General features: G+C 40.0%; 15 protein-coding genes. 7 read left to right on the top strand and 8 right to left on the bottom strand.

The annotated features are described in order from the left end of the window. Nucleotides 1-4 precede the first annotated feature (4 nt). Complete coding sequence (locus LVD17_RS09615) at nucleotides 5-1,870, top strand: T9SS type A sorting domain-containing protein (RefSeq protein ID WP_233766366.1); 1,866 nt, start codon at nucleotides 5-7, stop codon at nucleotides 1,868-1,870. A 110-nt stretch (nucleotides 1,871-1,980) separates the two neighbouring features. Here LVD17_RS09615 and LVD17_RS09620 read toward each other — a convergent pair whose 3' ends face one another. The 3 genes from LVD17_RS09620 to LVD17_RS09630 all read right to left on the bottom strand — a co-directional run bounded on the left by LVD17_RS09620 (nucleotide 1,981) and on the right by LVD17_RS09630 (nucleotide 5,742). Next, nucleotides 1,981-2,913 carry an ABC transporter ATP-binding protein gene (locus LVD17_RS09620; RefSeq protein WP_233766368.1) on the bottom strand — a complete coding sequence of 311 codons (933 nt, stop codon included), beginning with the start codon at nucleotides 2,911-2,913 and terminating at the stop codon, nucleotides 1,981-1,983. 168 nt (nucleotides 2,914-3,081) lie between these two features. Beyond that, nucleotides 3,082-3,324, bottom strand: coding sequence for a hypothetical protein (locus tag LVD17_RS09625; protein WP_233766370.1), 243 nt, complete (start codon nucleotides 3,322-3,324; stop codon nucleotides 3,082-3,084). 12 nt (nucleotides 3,325-3,336) lie between these two features. Continuing rightward, on the bottom strand, nucleotides 3,337-5,742 hold the full coding sequence (locus LVD17_RS09630; RefSeq protein WP_233766372.1) for a TonB-dependent receptor: 2,406 nt from the start codon (nucleotides 5,740-5,742) through the stop codon (nucleotides 3,337-3,339). 269 nt (nucleotides 5,743-6,011) lie between these two features. On the opposite strand from LVD17_RS09630, the gene LVD17_RS09635 reads away from it, so the two are divergent. Further along, a complete protein-coding gene (locus LVD17_RS09635) occupies nucleotides 6,012-7,052 on the top strand; it encodes a sensor histidine kinase (protein WP_233766373.1) in 1,041 nt (346 codons plus the stop codon). Beyond that, nucleotides 7,049-7,813 (top strand): LytR/AlgR family response regulator transcription factor, encoded by a 765-nt coding sequence (locus tag LVD17_RS09640; RefSeq protein WP_233766374.1) that lies wholly within the window; start codon nucleotides 7,049-7,051, stop codon nucleotides 7,811-7,813. Before LVD17_RS09635 ends, LVD17_RS09640 begins: the two co-directional genes overlap by 4 nt. A 12-nt stretch (nucleotides 7,814-7,825) precedes the next feature. On the opposite strand, the gene LVD17_RS09645 is transcribed toward LVD17_RS09640, so the two are convergent. After that, on the bottom strand, nucleotides 7,826-8,917 hold the full coding sequence (locus tag LVD17_RS09645; protein WP_233766375.1) for an adenylate/guanylate cyclase domain-containing protein: 1,092 nt from the start codon (nucleotides 8,915-8,917) through the stop codon (nucleotides 7,826-7,828). A 290-nt stretch (nucleotides 8,918-9,207) separates the two neighbouring features. Between LVD17_RS09645 and LVD17_RS09650 the strand changes: the two genes are divergently transcribed. After that, nucleotides 9,208-11,535, top strand: coding sequence for a GAF domain-containing protein (locus LVD17_RS09650; RefSeq protein ID WP_233766376.1), 2,328 nt, complete (start codon nucleotides 9,208-9,210; stop codon nucleotides 11,533-11,535). 19 nt (nucleotides 11,536-11,554) lie between these two features. Here LVD17_RS09650 and LVD17_RS28685 read toward each other — a convergent pair whose 3' ends face one another. Further along, nucleotides 11,555-11,809, bottom strand: coding sequence for a 2TM domain-containing protein (locus LVD17_RS28685; RefSeq protein WP_370688808.1), 255 nt, complete (start codon nucleotides 11,807-11,809; stop codon nucleotides 11,555-11,557). Nucleotides 11,810-11,914: 105 nt separating this feature from the next. On the opposite strand from LVD17_RS28685, the gene LVD17_RS09655 reads away from it, so the two are divergent. The 3 genes from LVD17_RS09655 (at nucleotide 11,915) to LVD17_RS09665 (ending at nucleotide 14,344) form a co-directional block, all read left to right on the top strand. Continuing rightward, nucleotides 11,915-12,424, top strand: a complete 510-nt coding sequence (locus LVD17_RS09655; RefSeq protein ID WP_233766377.1) for a hypothetical protein — start codon at nucleotides 11,915-11,917, stop codon at nucleotides 12,422-12,424. 62 nt (nucleotides 12,425-12,486) lie between these two features. Further along, the gene (locus LVD17_RS09660) at nucleotides 12,487-12,957 is read left to right on the top strand and encodes a DUF4199 domain-containing protein (protein ID WP_233766379.1); all 471 of its coding nucleotides are present in this window, start codon (nucleotides 12,487-12,489) and stop codon (nucleotides 12,955-12,957) included. Between the two features lie 259 nt (nucleotides 12,958-13,216). Beyond that, nucleotides 13,217-14,344 (top strand): adenylate/guanylate cyclase domain-containing protein, encoded by a 1,128-nt coding sequence (locus LVD17_RS09665; protein WP_233766380.1) that lies wholly within the window; start codon nucleotides 13,217-13,219, stop codon nucleotides 14,342-14,344. 78 nt (nucleotides 14,345-14,422) lie between these two features. On the opposite strand, the gene fabF is transcribed toward LVD17_RS09665, so the two are convergent. The 3 genes from fabF to LVD17_RS09680 form a co-directional block, all read right to left on the bottom strand. Beyond that, nucleotides 14,423-15,673: a beta-ketoacyl-ACP synthase II gene (fabF, locus tag LVD17_RS09670; RefSeq protein ID WP_233766381.1), complete on the bottom strand. Its 1,251-nt coding sequence runs from the start codon at nucleotides 15,671-15,673 to the stop codon at nucleotides 14,423-14,425. Further along, nucleotides 15,663-16,229, bottom strand: coding sequence for a TetR/AcrR family transcriptional regulator (locus LVD17_RS09675; RefSeq protein WP_233766383.1), 567 nt, complete (start codon nucleotides 16,227-16,229; stop codon nucleotides 15,663-15,665). The genes fabF and LVD17_RS09675 overlap by 11 nt, the downstream gene beginning before the upstream one ends. Before the next feature lie 115 nt (nucleotides 16,230-16,344). After that, nucleotides 16,345-19,329: an AsmA family protein gene (locus LVD17_RS09680; RefSeq protein ID WP_233766385.1), complete on the bottom strand. Its 2,985-nt coding sequence runs from the start codon at nucleotides 19,327-19,329 to the stop codon at nucleotides 16,345-16,347. Nucleotides 19,330-19,351 lie beyond the last annotated feature (22 nt).

The following is a 19,351-nucleotide window of genomic DNA, read 5'->3' on the forward strand; positions in this document are numbered from 1 at the left end:
ACCCATGATTAGGCTTTTTATTAGTGTACTTACACTTTTGCTTTTTGGTTTGAATCACCTTAAGGCTCAGAATGTTATAAATGCTTATGCTAAAGTTACCGGCATTTCAGGAACAACACTTACACTCTCTGATATTAACGAGACTAACGATACCTTTGTCTCAGGTGAGCAGGTCATTATTATGCAGATGCAGGATGATGTAATAGGTTCTAACACATCTAACGATAGTAATTTTGGAACCTTGGATAACATTCAGTCTGCGGGCCTGTATGAATTGGGTACAATAGCTTCAGTGACAGGCTCAAGTATTACCCTTACTGCTTCATTAAAAAATTCATATCATACAGGAAGTAACTCCTCGGTACAGGTTATCTCATTCCCTGATCTGGGCGGTGGCGGAGATTATACCACTACATCTGATCTTACTGCACTGGCTTGGAATGGAAGTGTTGGCGGGGTTATAGCGTTGCAGGTTAGTGGGGTTTTAACTTTGGACCATAACATTAATGTGGATGGAATGGGGTTTAGGGGAGGAACAGTTTCTGTTAACAATGGTACAGTTGCATGCTTTGCTACTACCTGGACAACCAGCAATACCGGATATGCAGGAAAGAAAGGAGAAGGAATTTACAAGATAACCAACTCCAATTTTGACCAGGGACGGGCAAAGGTTGTTAATGGTGGTGGGGCTGGAGCTATTCACAATGGAGGAGGTGGCGGAGGAGGAAATGTTACCGCCGGAGGAGAAGGCGGAGATGGCTGGAACTGCACTGCAAGCCCTGTTGGCGGGCAAGGTGGCGTATCTTTAAGTTCGTATATAACTTCCAGCCGGATATTTATGGGTGGTGGTGGAGGCGGAGCTCACCAAAATAATAGCGTTGGCTCTTCCGGAGCTAACGGGGGAGGAATTATATTGATCAAGGCCAATGAAATCATTACGACAGGAACATGCGGTGGGCGTGCTGTTTCCGCTAATGGTGTTGATGCCAATGATTCCGGAAATGATGGGTCAGGTGGTGCCGGGGGAGGAGGAACAATAATTTTTAGTGTCCCCAATTTCAGCATTGATGCAGGGTGTACCTTGGCTGTGTCGGCTAATGGTGGTAGCGGAGGCTCAGCTATTACCACCGATATTCATGGAGCTGGTGGCGGAGGTGGTCAGGGTCGTGTAATGTTTTCTGTGACTCAACCTGGAAATACATCAGTGTCTACAAGCAATGGCTCATCCGGCTGCAATAACGGTACGGACCCATGTAATTCTGTGCCAGATGAGCAACCCTCAGGGAGTGATGGAGAAGGTATAAGTGACGAAGTGTCTTCTGACCCTCTGCCGGTTTCCCTTTTATACTTTAACGGAGCAATTGAAAAGTCAGGAGACATAGTATTAAAGTGGGGTACGGGAAGTGAGTTAAACAACGACTTCTTCACTATAGAAAAATCGCCGGATGGTACTGACTGGGAAATTATCGGGTTTAGCAACGGTTATGGGACAACTTCGGAAGAGCATAATTATGAATACCTGGATCGGGTTAATAAGGTTAGTAGTGCGTTTTACAGACTGTCGCAAACGGATTTTGACGGAGTAAGAGCTTATCTGAAAACCATCAAAGTAGAATCCGGTTGGGCTGAAAATGACATATTGCTTTACCCTAATCCCGGGAAAGGACAATATGCTTTGCTTTTGAGTGGTCAAGTAAACGGAGATGTATCAGTAGAATTATATGATACCATGGGGCGAAAGGTAGAAGTAGAGTATGAGCAGGCTGTAAATAAAATCAGGTTTCAGTTAAATAATAAACCCAAAGGAGTATATATGCTGAGGATTGATCTTGGAACGAAAGATAAGATATTTAAGCTGGTGCTTGAGTGAAACGTTAAAAATTAAGCCATTCCTTGTGTGGTTGAGGGTCGTTTCAAAAGCTTTTTGAGCGACCTTCTTTTTTATGTTTATTAAATAAGGGTTTTGCAATAGGGATTCGACTAAGCAGTATCCTTGAATTTCCTGATTAATACCTCTCTATTATTAAAATAGAGCTTTAGTAGTTTTTCAAACTCTATGTTTACATTTTTATCGGTATGTATTAAGCATTCAGCAAGGCTGGTTTCAGGCTTTAGGCCGGAATACAAATCAAAATCCTTGAAACTCATAAAACTGGCAAGATCATGCAGAGTTACTGCATTTAGCTCAAGCTGTAATTTATGCTGGCCAAAAAACTCTTCTACAAATGGACTTGCAGGATGAAAAAGGAGCTCTTTAGGTGTACCTATTTGTTGAATCTCCCCTGCATTAAGAAGGCATATTTTGTCGCCAAGCACCATAGCTTCTATGATATCATGTGTTACAATTATGATCGCTTTGTTGATTACTCCCTCAAGTCGTTTAAATTCGTTTTGAAGTTCTTGCCGGGTAATTGGGTCCAGGGCACCAAAAGGCTCATCCATCAAGATCAACGGTGGGTCCGCAGCAAGTGCACGGGCTATGCCGGCACGTTGTTGCTGCCCTCCACTTAGCTCATGAGGTTTTCTTGATTTTAATGATGAAGGAAGGTTCATCATTTCCAGCAGGCTGTTCACTCTGTTTTGAATTTGGGATTTGTTCCAGCTTAGAAGTTCTGGTACAACAGCAATATTCTGCTCTATTGTATAGTGGGGAAACAGTCCTATACTTTGAATAACATACCCTATCTTGCGCCGAAGCTCATAGGCAGTAAGATTATCAGTGTCTTCTGATTCTATAAATACCTTTCCGCTGTCTTTTTCGATCAATCGGTTAATGATCTTTAATATGGTCGTTTTTCCACTTCCGCTAGTACCCAACAAAACTAAAACTTCTCCCTGAGCTACAGAAAATGATACTTCATTAACTACAGGAGTGGAGTGATAGGATTTTGAGATGTTGCAGACTTCAATCATTGGGATATAGACAAATCTAATAAAAGTAATGAACAGCTAGGCAGAGATCTTCACTACTCTCTACCTTATTGCTTTATTTTCAGCTTTTACATATCCTTCATGCCCATATTACTATCACGGCTAAGTGTGGTTTTTAGCCCTCATTATTTTTAAATGTACCGGGAATGCTTAGAAAAATCCACGCATTGGTTGATGATCTTCAAGGAACTCAATTTCGAAACCCATCTCTTCTATCATGGAAACCAGTTTATTAAAATTAACCAGATAGCTTTTGTATTCTATTCTAAGTATTTTATCTACATCTGTTAAGTCAAAATTTATGGAAGCAAAAGGAAAATGATGCGAAAGAGTAACCAGCACCCTTTCAGCATCCCGGGCATCGACAATATTGGTTTTAAATACCTCTACCATAGCGGTGAAATTTTAAAATTGAATTCTATACATCACATCTGGAAAGAAGCCTATTTGCTCTACAAGATCTACGTGATCCGTAACTTCATTGTATCTTCTTACAAATTCATTTTTACGGTTGGTTACATTTTGCAGATCTACAAAAAACTGATGGGAAATATTTTTGTTTTTGCTATTTAGCCTTACCCCAAATTTTACATCCCAGCGAAAGTACGTGTTATAGCGCTCCGAAAAAGCGATATTCTCCATACGAATCTCCCTTCCGGCATTGTTACGAGTAGCTTCAAGGTCAACCGGAGTATAGGGCTTGCCTCCTGCTGTGGTTAATTTGGTGTCAAATGTAAGGGCATTTCTTTTGCTTTCACCAAATGCCCACTCCTTGCCCAAAAGAAGATTAGCCACAAGATTATTGTTAAAAGCAGTATTACGCTCTATGCCATCACTCCCCTTGTATTTTGATTCGTACATGGAGGATGTCATTAAAAGATAATAACCCCGGCTAAAGAATTTTTCCAGGGTAAGTTCTATGCCGTAATTTTTACCGCTGCCGTCATTAACCAGTGAACCCCTTTCATTGAAAATAAAATCGGCGCCCTCGTTGAGTACAGAATAGCTTCCTGACTGGCTTTCTACCGGTACATCAAAAATATTTTGGTAATAAGCCTCGGTCTTTAATCGCCAGTCTGCCCCAAGGTTTCGATCGTAGGCCAGTACATAATGATGACTTTTTATGAACTCAAGATCCTCATTAGTACGTTCGTAAACACCAGAAGATATTTCCTCCTCAAAAAACAGGACAGGTGTAGGAACAGTTTGAGCATGAAATCCATAAGCCAGGCTCCAACGTTGGTTAGCCGTCATTTGCCAGCTAATAGCAGCCCTGGGCTCGAGTATAACGTCATCAGTGTAATCTAGATACTGACTATGGAGTCCGAAGGTAACACTTAAATTATCGGTAAGCTTATTTTCAGCCTGAGCAAATAGCTGACTGAGCGTGTAGGTATCCTTTAGGTTACGAATAGTAACATAGTAGTCCGGAATGCCATCAGCGTCATCATCCGGTATATTAGCACGATTATCGCGGTCAATGACTGAGAAGTCAGCATCATATCGCTCTATGAGCACCCCTGTTTTAAGACTCCATTTTGCATTGAATTTTTTATTTAAAGTGGATGACAATGTATATCTGCTTTCTCTTGTGGATGCGTCAACAGCATTATACTTTTCCAGAAGTACATCTTCGGCGTTTTTCACCAAGTTGTCTTGCTGGTATTCATTAAAATTAGTTGAAGCTCCGAATGCGGTTTTTATATACGTAGTCTTATTTAGTCGGATCAAATGATTTATACCGATTAGTCCAAGCTGATTATCCACATAAGCGTCTTCATTGGGATTAGCGAACAGGTCATCGTTTTCAATCTCATCACCCTTAAAATCTATATTGCTTAACCCGCCAAGACCAAATATTTCGAACCTGCCTGCCTTTGTTTCACCAAGATTTAACTTAAAGGAGAAATCCTGATAATAAGGAACTGCGGTAGTTCCTGTTGCCGCCAGGCTGGCGATTCCATAGCGATATGAAGCAATAAATGAGGAATTATTTGCTCTGCTCAAAGGCCCCTCAGCCATGAACTCCAATCCGCTAAAAGCACTGAGCTGACCAGTAAATTCATAGGTATCTTTATTGCCATTTCTGAAATTGACGTCAAAAACGGCTGCATTTGCATTACCATACTCTGCCGGAAAGGCCCCGGTCAGGAAGTCTGATGTGCGAAGCAGGTTAGTATTTAAAGCATTTACGGGCCCGCCGGTAGTTCCCTGAGTAGCAAAATGATTAGTAGTGGCTATTGGGATACCTTCTACCCGCCAGAGTAAACCAACAGGTGAGTTTCCTCTTACTACAATGTCATTGCGGGAATCATCGGGTGCGCTCACCCCGGCAAAAGACGTGGCAAGGCGAGCTACATCATTTCTGCCTCCGGAAAAACGTGTTACTTCCTCAAGACTAAAAGTGCGGGCACTTACCTTTGCCAACTCATTCAGAGGCATATCCTTGTCCGATTCGGAGGTTATGACGATTTCATCCAGTTTCTCTACTGACTCTTCAAGCTTTAGCTGTACCACAACCTCCTTGCCGGCAGTGACCAGAACATTGGGTACCGATATACTTTTGTAACCAATGTATTGCACAGTTAGCGTTTGTCTTCCTACGGGCACGTTTTCAATTTTAAAATTACCGTTGGTGTCAGTTACAGCTCCCTTCACCGGTTCTGAACCAGCCAGAGTTACGGTAGCGCCAATGAGTGGATAATCAGCTTGGGCATCCAGCACCTTTCCTTTGATAACCTGGGTCTGTGCCATTGCTGAAGTGGAAATCAGCAACCCAATTGCAAGTGTTAATAGCAATAGTTTTGTCATGGGGATAATTTTTAGTGTTTGTGCCTAAACTTAGTTTATGCTTCCACACCTGTAAATGTTAATCATAGCGAAGGCCGGAATTATCAATCTGAATGCTCGTTTGAAATGGTTAAAGTCAACGATTGGGGTTTAAACCACATGCTTGCAATTTAAACCTCATATTTTCTGCTTTCACTACGTGATTTCCCGGTTTGACCACGAAATCGATTCGTAGCATTCATATGTTTTCACTACTTTGTAAGTACAATTGAAATATTACGGGTTAAGAGATGAAACTTAGGGAAAAGCATTTTAGATGGGTTGGTATACCAGTGTTTGCATTGGTTCTCACGTTGATGATCAAACGAGGGGAAGATGCGCCTTTTTTCCAAAGGTTCCTGACGGCAACTTTGATCACCGGGTTTTTCTGGAATGGAGCCTTTATGCTATTTATCTATTTTAGAAAGAAATACCCTTTGATCAGGCAGACTCCCAAACGCATTTTTATTACCATAATAGCGCTGAGTATATTTTTGATAATAGGAGATACAGGAATATGCCTTATCATGGGCAAAAAGACCCTTGCCCAGCTCTCTGATCCTGCTATTTTCTTTAAGTATACAGATATCAATTTCCTTGCTTCTTTCTTCATTGGCTCTATTTATGAAAACGTATATTTTTTTGAACAATGGAAGAACACGATACGGCTGAACGAGGCACTCAAAAACCAACAGATAAGAACACAGTTTGAGGTACTTCAAAATCAAATGAGCCCTCATTTTTTATTCAACAGCCTCAATACTCTGACCACATTAATAGCCGAGGATCGGGAGATAGCGACAGAGTTTACACAAAAGCTGTCAGAAGTTTATCGGTATATACTTGCTAACAAGGAAAAGGAGCTGGTGCAGCTTAAGGATGAACTCGAATTTGCTCAGGCTTATATTTATTTGCTTAGAATGCGATATCCTGAAAACCTAACTGCTGAATTTTCTGTAGATGAACAATATCAAAAACAATATATAGCTCCCCTCACCATTCAGATGCTTGTGGAAAATGCAATCAAGCATAACGTAATCTCCAAAGCCAACCCGTTGCATATAGAGGTGTATGTTGAAAACGGAAAATCTATTGTGGTTAAGAACAACCTGCAGAGTAAGAAAGTAATTGAAAAATCAACTAAAACGGGACTGGCCAATATACGGAAGCGCTACGAATATTTTGGAAATAAGAATATAGACGTTATTACCACTGCACGAAATTATCTTGTGGCGATTCCATTGATCAGTCTGGTCAATGAGCAGGATCAACCGTTAGTAGCAAAATTATGAAAGTACTGATAATTGAGGATGAGGCACCTGCATTTCGCAGACTGCAAAAAATATTAGAGGAAGTACAGTCAGATATTGATATTGTGGATGTACTGGATAGCGTTGAGGAAAGCATAAAATGGTTTAATAATCATAATGCTCCTGACCTTATTTTTATGGACATTCAGCTTAGTGACGGAGTAAGTTTTGAGATTTTTGAGAATATTAAGATAACACGGCCTGTCATTTTTACTACTGCATTTGATGAATATATGCTTAAAGCGTTTAAAGTCAATAGTATTGATTACCTGCTTAAACCTATCAAAAAAGAAGAGTTGGCTCAAAGTCTTCAAAAATTTCATGGGATGAGATCAGCATTTGGCAATGGCGAGCATCCTGACCTCAGTGAGTTGATCTCCAGGATCAGGATGGATGACAGAAAATACAAAGCTCGTTTTCTGGCCAGACAAGGGGAGAAACTGGTATCCGTGGAAACCAATAATATTGCCTATTTTCAAACCAGGCACGGAGTGGTTCATTTGGTAACTCAGCAAGATAAAAAGTACCTCATCGATCAAAATCTGGATGAGCTTGGGAACCATCTGGATCCTGACAGATTTTTTAGAGCCAACCGCCAGTTTCTGATCAATTTTTCGACCATTAAAACAGTACACAAATATCACAAAGGAAAGCTTCTTGTAGAACTTCATCTGCCAACAGATGAACCCCTTACGGTAAGTAGCGAAAAGGCAGGTGTGTTTAGGGGGTGGTTAGGCGAATAAAAGTACATGTCGTTATTTTTTCACAGAGCAGACATCTATGCTTGAGAGCTTTCCCTTAAGTTGTATTTGCCCGATAGAGGTGCATTTATAACCATTCAATGCCCTGGTCCTTTTAACCAGTTCCCCAGATATGAGAAAATGCTCACCATAATCGTTACAAATCGATTGTATTCTTGAAGCCGTATTGAGTACATCTCCATGATATGCTATATCACGTTTGATATTGCCGATTTCAGCAACCGTTACTAAACCACCGTGAACACCGGCTTTAAACTCGGGAACTACACCATATTTTTTCATATAGTGGTTTCTTCGTTTTTCCAGGGCTTCTTTAAAGGCATAAAAAATAGAGATATATTCAAGTGTGATAATTACACGGTCGGTCCTCCAGGTAAGCACTACTTCATCACCTACATATTGGTATATTTCTGCTTTGTATTTGTCAACAAGAAGATTGATGTCGTCAAAGCAATCTTTTATAAGTTGAGAGTATTTAATATTACCAAGCATCTCAGCATATGTAGTTGAAGACTTAAGATCCATAAACAGGAATATGCGGTCTTCTACTACAGGGTGTTGATATTTGCCACTTATGAAGTTAATAAGGTTGTTTAGTCCAAATTTTTTGATCGTTTGAATCACAAAGTTTACCAAAAGCGTCTGAAACCCCAGGAATATCAGGGCAAAGATAATGATCCAATAAACTAACTTAAACTGGCTCATTTCCCTGATCGCATTTTTTGGAAAGAAATCAAACTGGCTCATTATAAGATAGACCGTAATGGTGCTTAACAGAAACCCTCCCAAATAAACAGCGCTCTTGATAAGGATCACTTTTCCGAAACTGTATTTTTCAACCAGAAGTTTTTCCGAAATCTCGTTAGCCCCGATGAAAAGCAGGCCAAATAACAGGCCAAATAGTGTTGCTTCGAGCATTTGGAAAGGAGAAGCCCAATATTTGATCACCGGGTTCTGAATAGCCGAAAGGTCTATGTCTGCCAGCTCAATAAAACCGGTTACATTAGCCAGAGCAAACCATGAGGATAAGCCCATGATGAATACCCAGTATAGCAGAATAATAATGTATAGTTTTAGCTTATTCACCTTATAAAATTAGAAGTTATTCCCGATTTTAAACGGTATTGGTCACGTTCATTTTACTTGTCTTTGAAGGATTTTTAAGTTTTTGAGATCGTTTTTAAAATATATTAAGGAGCAAAACGACTAAGTAGTATATAGTTAGCAGCCTGCGAAGGGTCCTTGTAAATTTTATATAAAGGGCCAAACCTAAACCTATTTAAACCTAATTTCGTTTTAGATTATTGTATAATACCTGAGAAATGACTTATTGTAATATAAATCCCGCTGAATTTCCTTTTGTTAGTGTGCTCAATATGGCATCACTCATTAACTACTGGGAGGCTAATCTGAAAACAAACACCTTGTTTTCTGGTTACCCTGCAGATGAAATCAGGCGAATGATTGATTCAGCACCGGAGTTAAGAAATCCTGTTTATGATCTTGGCGAGCTGGATAAACACAAGAAGCTAATGGGGCTTTTAATGAGTGCGGTTTTTCCTCCGGCCATGATAGAGTCGGAACTCTCAGCAGCTATTGTTCCTTTCAGCTTTCAGGGCATCTTTGCCACACCAGGTTATCACAAGATTATGCCGTTAGATCATATTCGTGAGGATGTGACAGTTAATTTTGCTGATGATAATATCATTGCCGGTAAAATAATGATGGCCTGTATATTTATTTTGAATAAATTTTATGGCACAAACCTGTCAATGGACAGACCAATGCTGGCTTCGGTTCCGGATGAGGAAACAGGATTGAAACAAATTTTTAAGGTAAATCTTAACACGCAATTTGTGGATGTCGTGTGTAACGGCGAGCCCGACCCAATCGATAAAAAGGTGATCCGAGAGTTGCTCGATGACCTTTATAATACAGAACTGTGGCTAAAATATATTAAGCCGGAAAAATATCAATTTCAGGGTTTTGGTATCATTAAACTTGTGGACGTCACTGTTGAAGAGATGTTGTCTTCAATTAAATACGACCTTTTGAAGAAGGATGCCGTTACCTGCGCGGAGAGCTTCCAATCCATCCAGGAAAAAATCAGATCAATTTTCCGGTTACCGGAAATGAAAATGGGGCTGTCCTACATTGATCCTTATAATAACGTAATCTCTAATTACGGAGCGAGTGACTGGAGCAGCTTTATGATGCCAAATAGTGATGAAACGCTGACATGCGAGTGCTTCGAAGGATCGGTTTACGAGGAGGCATATCAAAAGATGAGGCCTGTAATAATTGAAGACCTTAGAGAGTATGAAAACAAGGGAACTATTGAACGGGCTTTACTAAAAAAGGGAATAAAGAGTATTGTGGTGGCTCCACTGGTTCACGATAAGGAGGTTATTGGTATGTTGGAGTTGGGAGCGCCTATTCCGGGGAAACTAAATCCAATGAATGCTGCCCAGGTGGAAAATGTCCTTCCTATGTTCACTGCTGCAGTAAAAAGAGTACTGGGTGAGATGCAAACTGAAGTTAGGGCTTTAATCCAGGAAGAGTGTACCGCTATTCACCCTACCGTAGAGTGGCGTTTTATGGAGGAAGGTTACGAGCTGATGAGTATGAGGAGAAAGGGAATAAAAGCAGAGCTTGGAGATATTATTTTCCCTGAAGTGTATCCCATATATGGCCTCTCTGATATCAGAAACTCATCACTGGAGAGAGCAAAGGCAATACAACAAGACCTTAAAAACAATCTGAAACAGGTTAAAAAGGTAATATCTACCATACTGGAGTATAAAAATATGCCTATACTCGATGAAATCAATTATAGGGTAGATCTTGAAATAAAGAAAATATCCAGAGGACTTGATTCTGGTGATGAATCAAGTGTGCTGGAATTCCTTAGAAATGAAGTAGTGCCTACATTCAGTTATTTTAAGGAGTCGGAAGAACTACTCAGGCCGGTAATAGAAGATTATGAAAAGCTTATTGATCCCAAGCTTGGAGTTATTTATGATAAGAGAAAGGATTTTGAAGAAAGCCTGACGAAGATCAATGAAACAATATCCATGTACCTTGATCAGGTAGAGCAACATGCCCAGGAAATGTTCCCCCACTATTTTGAAAAGTATAAAACCGATGGGGTTGAGTATAATATATATCTGGGTGAGTCACTGGTAAGAAACAAAAAGTTTAGCAAGATATACTTGAGGAACTTCAGACTCTGGCAACTGCTCACGCAATGTGAGATAGCAGTAAATATTGAAAAACTTAAGCCTGAATTACCAAAAGAGCTGGATATCACCCAGCTGATACTTGTGCATGGAGAGCCCCTGTCAATTAAGTTTAGAAAGGACGAAAAGCATTTCGATGTGGATGGTGCTTATAACATTCGTTATGAAATAGTAAAGAAACGGATAGATAAAGCTTACATAAAAGGTTCCAGCGAGCGACTCACTCAACCGGGCAAGATTGCTATTGTTTATACCCAGCAGAAGGAAGCGGAAGAGTACATGAGATACATAGAATATCTCAGGTCCATCGAATACCTAACAGGCGAAGTTGAGCACCTTGAACTGGAGGAGCTACAGGGGGCAAATGGCTTGAAAGCCATTCGTGTGATGGTGAACTTAAAGTCGCAGGTTAAAGATTTTGGGAATGAGCTTCTAAAGGACGTAATAGCTGCCATCAATGCTTAAATGACTTAACTCTCGAACATCAAAACCAACTCCATATGTGTTTTTTATTTTTATTGGAAAAGACATTTATTCCATAAATACGAAGTCCGTGATAGATTAAAGCCAATGCCCAAAGTACTACAGGAAAAAGTAAGCCCCATCTTCCACGGATATCCTGAAAGATCATGAGAATGATACTTACATTGACAATAAAATAAACAACTACATGTACAATGAAATAATTTAATTGTCGGAGTAGTTGTTTTGTTTTTTGATATAGCTCAGTATTATCCACCGTTTTCTCAAAACGGACATAGATTTAAAATGTTTTGGCTGGCTATCATTTTCTTCACCATTCCTTGTATATTAGTTTTTATATAACCAATAAATAATAGAGAAAATGGCATTACGTTTTGTAATACTCTTCCTAATGATGTCGGGGAAGTTACTCGCTCAGGGGGCCGAAGAATTAGATAGAAGGAATGGCTTTAAAGACATAAAAATGACCTCAAATATTGCGGAATATGAGGGGCTAGAATATAAGAAGGATATTGAAGATGAGGTTTTTCCTCAGGCTAAACTCTATACAGCTAAAAAGGGTTATTATGAAAATATTGGAAGCCTAAAAATCTTTGATCTCGAAGTTAAAGTGTATAAAGACTCAATATTTGAGATTAAAGTCATAACCGAAAAAGATCCTAATCTTTATAAAGGGCTAAAAAAGGCCTTCGGAGAACCGGAGTTTGCTTACCGGTCAAGTAAATATTACTGGCAGTCTGAACGCTTAAAACTCATGTATAGCTCGCATTCAAATAATAAGATCGAAATGGTTTACAGATCATATTTAATGAATGATAAACTGAAGGAAGAAAAGAAGCAGGAGGTAGAAGAGATCGTTGACGACTTTTAAATAAAGCGAGAAACAAATATAGTGGTTGCTGTGTTGTATTAATTACAGTAAACAGTACCACTATGAGCAAGTATTCAATAGAGAAAATCGGACTCAGGTACGGTATTTATGCGGCCGTAGCCTACATTTTGTTTTTTATTATCATGCAAATTGTTGGGTTGGCCCATTTCTACTGGCTAAGGGCGCTCAATTATGTCTTTCTTTTTTCGGCTGTATTTATGTCCATTAGAGACTACAAAAATGCCCATAAAGACTCATTTGCCTATCTTAATGGAATTGGTGTCGGTGTGGTTACCTCCATCATTTCATGTCTCATTTTTGCGGTATTTTTATGCATTTACCTTGAGGCGATAAATCCTGATTTTATGACAGCCATCAAGGAAAATGAGATGTTTGGTAAGTACCTTAATCCTTACATTGCTGCTGCAGCGATTCTTTTTGAAGGTTCTTTCTCCGGTATTACTACGGCCTTTATTTTGATGCCCTATTTCAAAAAAAGCCATGCTGACGAAACAGGACAGCCCGTGCCATAGTGAGGCGGAAGCAGCTCTCTTTAAGACCTTATTATTGCTTTATATCCGTACATTTGCACATGCTTTAATCCACGAAATGAGGAAACATTTCGGTAGATTACATGGTTTCAGAAGTCATGAGTGGTGCAATAAATAATTGCTTATCAGGTGTAGTACGGCAGAAATGTAGCGCCAAAACCTTATTCCGTTTATAACGTCTGATTTTTGTAACAGCTATACAGAATCATTTTTCAGTTAAGTCGAAGCTGCAAACCAATAAATGAAGAAGATACTTTCAAACAATACAAAAATAAAGATCAGGACAGTTCTCTTTATTACCATTGGCTGGATACTTGTCGGAATGCTGAATATCTATTATAACCACCTGATCATGTTGTCTCAGGAGGCATTTGAATTCAATGATTATGATCTTGAAACCGCCCTCTTAACCAATATGGTAGCATTATTTATAGCAGGATTAGGTGGGGGTTCACTTATTATTTTTTTTCTGAAAGACCGGCTTAGGAAGATGCCGTTAGGTATGGTTATCATCATCAACATGATTTCCTTCTTGCTGATAATTGCTCTGGTCAGTATTTTGGCCTTTGTTTTCTACTACTACATACTTGTAGGGGAGTCTTATTTTGATGGCGATCTCTGGTTTAACCTGGGTGAGTTTGTTACCAGCTATGGGTTCTTGCTTAACCTGATAGTTTGGACGGTGGTAACAACAGCAACCATAGTGGTGTTGCAGGTAAATGACAAATATGGGAAAGGGGTTTTTCTGGAGACGCTTTTGGGCAAGTACCACAACCCTATTAATGAAGAGCGTATTTTTATGTTTCTCGATCTCAAATCATCAACCACCATAGCGGAGAAGCTGGGGCACAAAAAGTATTTTAAGTTGCTTAATCGCTTTTTTGAGGATGTTACTAAAGGTGTGATTGAAAATAAAGGCGACATTTATCAGTATGTGGGTGATGAGGTGGTGATCACCTGGACGCTGGAGGATGGCCTGGAAAATGCCAATTGTATTCGATGCTTTTTTGAGATTGAAAGTATTATCAACCGGCATGCTCATAAATACATAGAGAAGTATAGGATAAAACCCACATTCAAAGCTGCATTGCATGGAGGTGAGGTTACTACAGGTGAGGTTGGTACCTTTAAGAAAGACATTATATTTACCGGTGATGTGTTGAACACAACCTCTCGTATTGAAGACAAATGCAATGAATTTAATGCCAAGCTCCTGGTATCAGAATCTCTTATTGTTCAATTACCTGTTAATGGAGAGTTTAATGCCGAAGAAATAGGTGACATAGAGCTTAAGGGCAAGCAGAATCCTGTTAAGATTTATAAAGTATCCAGAGTATTTACCGGAGAGGAGCAAGTGGTAGTGGAATAGCCTGTTCCTGATCAGGTGTAATGAGGCAGCCATAAATGAAAATTTACAGCTACCTCATCTTCATTATTTGTTATGCTTTTATCCTTCCCATTTCTTGAAAAGTGCAATAGCATTATGACCACCAAAGCCAAAGGTATTACTCATGGCATAGTTGATGGTTTTTTCAACGCGCTTACCCAGAGTCAGGTTAATTCCCTCGGGTAAATCAGGGTCAACATTTTTGGTATTGATAGTGGGAGGGACAATATTCTCCTGCAAAGCTTTTACGGTGGCAATAGCTTCTACGGCACCGGCAGCACCAAGCAAATGGCCTGTCATAGACTTGGTAGCACTTACATGTAGTTTGCTGGTATCTTTCCACATGCGTGCAATGGCTGATAACTCCGAAGGGTCTCCAACCGGGGTACTGGTGGCGTGTAGATTTATATAGTCTACATCATCTGCAGCTATGCCGGAGCCTTCCAGTGCCATTTCCATAGCTAAAATAGCACCCAGACCTTCAGGGTGAGTGGCTGTGGCATGGTATGCATCATTTGACATACCGGCGCCGATTACTTCTCCATATATCCTGGCACCTCTGTGCTGGGCATGCTCCAGGTCTTCAAGTATCAGAGCCCCGGCCCCCTCACCCATTACAAAGCCATCGCGATCAACATCAAAGGGTCTTGAGGCAGTCTCAGGGCTGTCATTTCTTGTAGACAGGGCTTTCATAGCTCCAAAGCCGCCAATTCCGGATTGTGTTATAGGCGCTTCAGAACCTCCGGCAATCATTAAACGGGCTTTGCCCCACTTGATATAATTGTAGGCATCCATTATGGCGCTTGTGGAGGATGCGCATGCCGATACCGTGCAGTAGTTTATACCCCTCAATCCATATTTTAGTGCAATAGCGCCAGATGGCGTGTCTACCAATATTTTAGGTATGAAAAATGGTGAGAAACGTGGTCCGCGATCTGAGCTTGCATATTCAAGCACTTCATTTTCAAATGTATGGATACCGCCGTTTCCAGATGCCCAGATAACACCAAATTTATTAACATCGGTCTTATCCAGCTTAATACCACTATCAATCATTGCCTGTTCGGAGGCGATAATGCTGTATAATGTAAAAGGGTCGTTTTTACGGATATCCTTACGGTCGAAATGATCTTCAAGATTAAGTCCTTTCAGTTCACAGGCGAATTTTGTTTTAAAAAGTTCTGTATCAAATTTTGTAATAGGTCCTGCTCCGCTTTGCCCTTCTATAAGGTTGCCCCAGAAGGTCTTAACATCGTTGCCAATGGGTGTCAATGCACCAAGACCTGTTATTACTACTCGTTTAGTTGTCATGGTTAGTTGGAGTTATGTCTAATTTGATTTGGTTTTTAATTTGTTCGAATTTTTCGTGACCTAATACCCGTGCTATTTGCAGGCCTGCTGTCAAACTGGTCACTAAAACTGCTGCTTTTGCGTTAGCGGATCCGTTAAAGTAAAAGGTGCCTGTACTCCTTCCCTCTTCCAGTAGTTCAGTTAGCCATAGGTTTATATCAACTACCATGGAATGTAAGCATACTCTCATGCTTTCAGGAACAGCATACAGATCACTGGAAATAGAACCCACCATACAAATGCGGTTATGGAGCATCTTGTTATCGTATATGGTAAAAAATCTGTCTAGCTTTTGCCACGGATTAAGCATGCTGACTTCATCCCGCCACTTAGTTATATTTTCATGCTCAGTACGAATAACAACACACCCCAGCGCTTCCTTGCCGGGAAAATGATAATATATGGCAGCATTTTTAATACCCAGCGGAACGGAAATATCCCTAAAACTGAAGGCATTATAGCCGACCTTTAAAATCAATTCTTTTGCGACAGCCAGTATTTTGTCACGAGTATTCATATCACAAGACAAATTTACTTACTTATAGGTAAGTAATCAAAATCTGAAGCTAATAAAAAACCCTCCGGATAAGTATCACAGAGGGCTTCTCTTTTATAAATGCTTTATAGAAGCTTTAGTTTCCGCCTTTTTTCTTCTTTTTAAAAAGATCTTTGATCTTATCCTTAGCTTCTTCTTCTACCTTCTTTTGCAAGTCGGTTGACTCTGTTTTTGTCGTGTCGTTTTTGTCTCCACCCAAGATGTCGCCTATTACCTCTTTGGCCTTTTCATCCTTAACATCCTTAAGGAGATCTGCCGCAACATCTTTGGCTTCTTCCTTAGCTTTTTCTTTTGCGGCATCTTTGGCTTGTTGCTTCTGTTCCCCCATAAGTAGTTTAGGCTGAGGGTTATCATAGGTGCCTCCCAAACCAATTGTAAGAGGAATTGTAGATCCGGTATTTCCACCGCCGGTATAGGAGGATATCAGGCTGTTGAACTGTGTACCCAGCTTTCCTGCAGGGACATCCATTTTGAGGTTATAGCTTATACTTCCATCCAGTGCTGTGGCTCCACCTATTGTTGTTTTATAACCTCCCAGACTTACATCAAATGGCTCCACTTTGAGCTTACCATCTTCTATTTTAACAGACATTAACACATCTTTGATTTTTACCTGATCTACTTTATCCAAGCTTGCCAGGCTCATTATCCCGTTAACGATTTTTGAGTTATCAACCGTTGCCTGGGCCACCTGTAGTAGTCCGCCTCCGTTGGTTGTTACAAGGTTAGGCATCATCTCCTGATCTAGTAAACCGTTTACCTTAAAGTTGGTAGATACCTTACCATTTACCTTTTCCGCAATTGGTGCAAAGTTGCGCACCAATTCAAATGTTTTAAATGACTTTTGAATGGATAGCTCTTTAATGTCCATATTAAAATTGTAGGCAGGTTTGTCAATGTCTCGTGCATTATAAGAACCATTAACTACAAAAGTTCCCTCAAGTAAGTTAAAGCTGAGGTTATTGAGATTGGCTATGCCATCTTTTACAATAATGTTTCCCGTAGCATTGGTTATCTCCATATCCATGATCAGCGCCTTCTTAATCTCTGATTTTAGTATGAAGTCAATATTTTCAGGAACCTGAACTACGCCGTAAGATTCTTCTTCACCGACAGTTGGTGCAGCAGTCTCTTCTTCTTCAGTCATAAATTCATTAAGATCTAACAAATTAGAATTGAAGTTCATGGTCCCTTTTAGCGTTTGGTTTTCGCCAAACATGTATCCGATGTAATTAGAAATGGAGCCGCTCATGGCCATATCACTTTTTCCTACTGTTCCTTTATAGTTAGATAAGGTCATTTGCCTGGGGTCAAAGGTAGCAGTAGCTGTGGCAATAGTTACATCATAAGGAAGTTCTGCATCCGTATATTTAAAATTGTTCACTGTAACAGTACCACTGGTTGGCAGATTTTGATATTTTTCAGCTTCAAGATCAGACATTGTGCCCGCAGTTTTGATATCAGCATTGATTTTTCCTGCCAGATTCATCCCCTCTATGGGGAATACTTTTGTCATTTTCTCCAGGTCTATACCGCCTTTCGCAGAAAGGTCCCACTTGTAGTTATCCAGGTTTTCCAGTACAAGGTTTGCACTAAATGGCTCTCCATCCATGATCATGTTAAAGTCTTTAACCACAGCTTTAAAGTCACTCATTTTACCTGATGGATCTGTTATTCTTGAGTCAAAGCTTAAATTTTCCAAGGCATAAGGAAATTCTGATGTTTTAATATAGCCGTTTTTCATACTCATCGTAACGTCAATTGCAGGAATAATCTGACGCACGCTGTCATATATGCCAGAGGCTTTAAGATCAATATTAAAGTTGCCCTTCATACTCATACCCTCCATAGGAAACATTGAATTAAGTTCTCCAAGGTTAAGTTTTCCTTTCATTTCTGCATCCATATCATAGTCCCGCAGGTTTTTGACGAGTAGCTTGGCATCAATCGGGTTTTGACCGAAATCCATGTGAAACTGCTTAAGGTTCACAATGGTATTTTCTATAACGCCATCCTGATTATCTACCAAAAGATCCATGTTGATATTTTTGATTGCTGTTGGCAAATCAGGATACTTGAACATAGCATCATTTACTTTTAAGGCTACACCAAATGCCGGCATCGTCAGGCTGTCATATTTACCTTTTACTGAGCCGCTGAATGCAAGAGTACCTTCGGTTTCAATATCTTTAAAGTCAGCAGTATAGATACCCGGAACAAGAGACAGGAGACTTTTGAAGGTGTTTTCCCTGGTGCCATAGTTGATATTCATGTCCATGCTGCCGTCTTCGAGCAAAGCAAGATACCCATCAAAGCTCATGGTAAAGTCATTAACCTTTACATTATTTTCCTTAAAGGTATATTTCCCATACTCGTCACTAATAGCCAAAATGGCATCAATCTCCACACTTTTACCTGAGACGTATTCAGTACCATCAAAAACAACTGTCACTGAATCAGCACTTGTTTTAGTAGTAAGATCAAAAATGTCCTGCGTAAAGTCACCACTGCCTGAGTGTTGCAAATTCTTCAGTTCCATTTTAAAGGGGATGGACTGGTCATCATAAACCAAATGCCCATTGGTGATTTGCCAGTGGTCGATACCAATATTAAACTCAGTAGCTGAGGTATCCGCTTCTACATCTGCAGGGGCACTTTCATCAGCCACTGCAATGTCATAGTTCGCAGTGCCATCTTGTAAGACCTTAATGAATATCTCAGGATTGTCCAGTTGAATACCTTTGATTTTAATCTGATCACCCAACAGGCTGAAGATATCAACTTCAACCTCAAAGTGTTGAACGGCAAATAATATTTGCCCTTCAAAAGGAGCTTTGTTTATAATCCCAAAATTATTTAGTGTGGCCGTTGCATTAGGAAAGTTTTTGAAGAGAGAAATGCCAAAATCTTCCGTATCCCAGACAACATCAGCATTTGCCGATTCCGCAAGGGTTTTGTCGATGGATGCTTTAATATCATCTTTGAAAATGACAGGTACTATAAATGCGGCTGCAAGTAAAACTATAATGATGCTGCCAAAGGCAATCAGGACTTTTTTCATAATGGTGAATATTTAATATAAT

The organism is Fulvivirga ulvae, from assembly GCF_021389975.1.
Taxonomy (GTDB): domain Bacteria; phylum Bacteroidota; class Bacteroidia; order Cytophagales; family Cyclobacteriaceae; genus Fulvivirga; species Fulvivirga ulvae.

Bases quoted from the DNA above. Each gene is read 5' to 3' on its own strand.
- LVD17_RS09620 (WP_233766368.1), bottom strand. From the start codon at position 2,913: ATGATTGAAGTCTGCAACATCTCAAAATCCTATCACTCCACTCCTGTA.
- LVD17_RS09680 (WP_233766385.1), bottom strand. From the start codon at position 19,329: ATGAAAAAAGTCCTGATTGCCTTTGGCAGCATCATTATAGTTTTACTT.
- LVD17_RS09615 (WP_233766366.1), top strand. From the start codon at position 5: ATGATTAGGCTTTTTATTAGTGTACTTACACTTTTGCTTTTTGGTTTG.
- LVD17_RS09660 (WP_233766379.1), top strand. From the start codon at position 12,487: ATGAGCAAGTATTCAATAGAGAAAATCGGACTCAGGTACGGTATTTAT.
- LVD17_RS09635 (WP_233766373.1), top strand. From the start codon at position 6,012: ATGAAACTTAGGGAAAAGCATTTTAGATGGGTTGGTATACCAGTGTTT.
- LVD17_RS09655 (WP_233766377.1), top strand. From the start codon at position 11,915: ATGGCATTACGTTTTGTAATACTCTTCCTAATGATGTCGGGGAAGTTA.
- fabF (WP_233766381.1), bottom strand. From the start codon at position 15,673: ATGACAACTAAACGAGTAGTAATAACAGGTCTTGGTGCATTGACACCC.
- LVD17_RS09675 (WP_233766383.1), bottom strand. From the start codon at position 16,229: ATGAATACTCGTGACAAAATACTGGCTGTCGCAAAAGAATTGATTTTA.
- LVD17_RS09625 (WP_233766370.1), bottom strand. From the start codon at position 3,324: ATGGTAGAGGTATTTAAAACCAATATTGTCGATGCCCGGGATGCTGAA.
- LVD17_RS09630 (WP_233766372.1), bottom strand. From the start codon at position 5,742: ATGACAAAACTATTGCTATTAACACTTGCAATTGGGTTGCTGATTTCC.
- LVD17_RS09665 (WP_233766380.1), top strand. From the start codon at position 13,217: ATGAAGAAGATACTTTCAAACAATACAAAAATAAAGATCAGGACAGTT.
- LVD17_RS09640 (WP_233766374.1), top strand. From the start codon at position 7,049: ATGAAAGTACTGATAATTGAGGATGAGGCACCTGCATTTCGCAGACTG.
- LVD17_RS09650 (WP_233766376.1), top strand. From the start codon at position 9,208: ATGGCATCACTCATTAACTACTGGGAGGCTAATCTGAAAACAAACACC.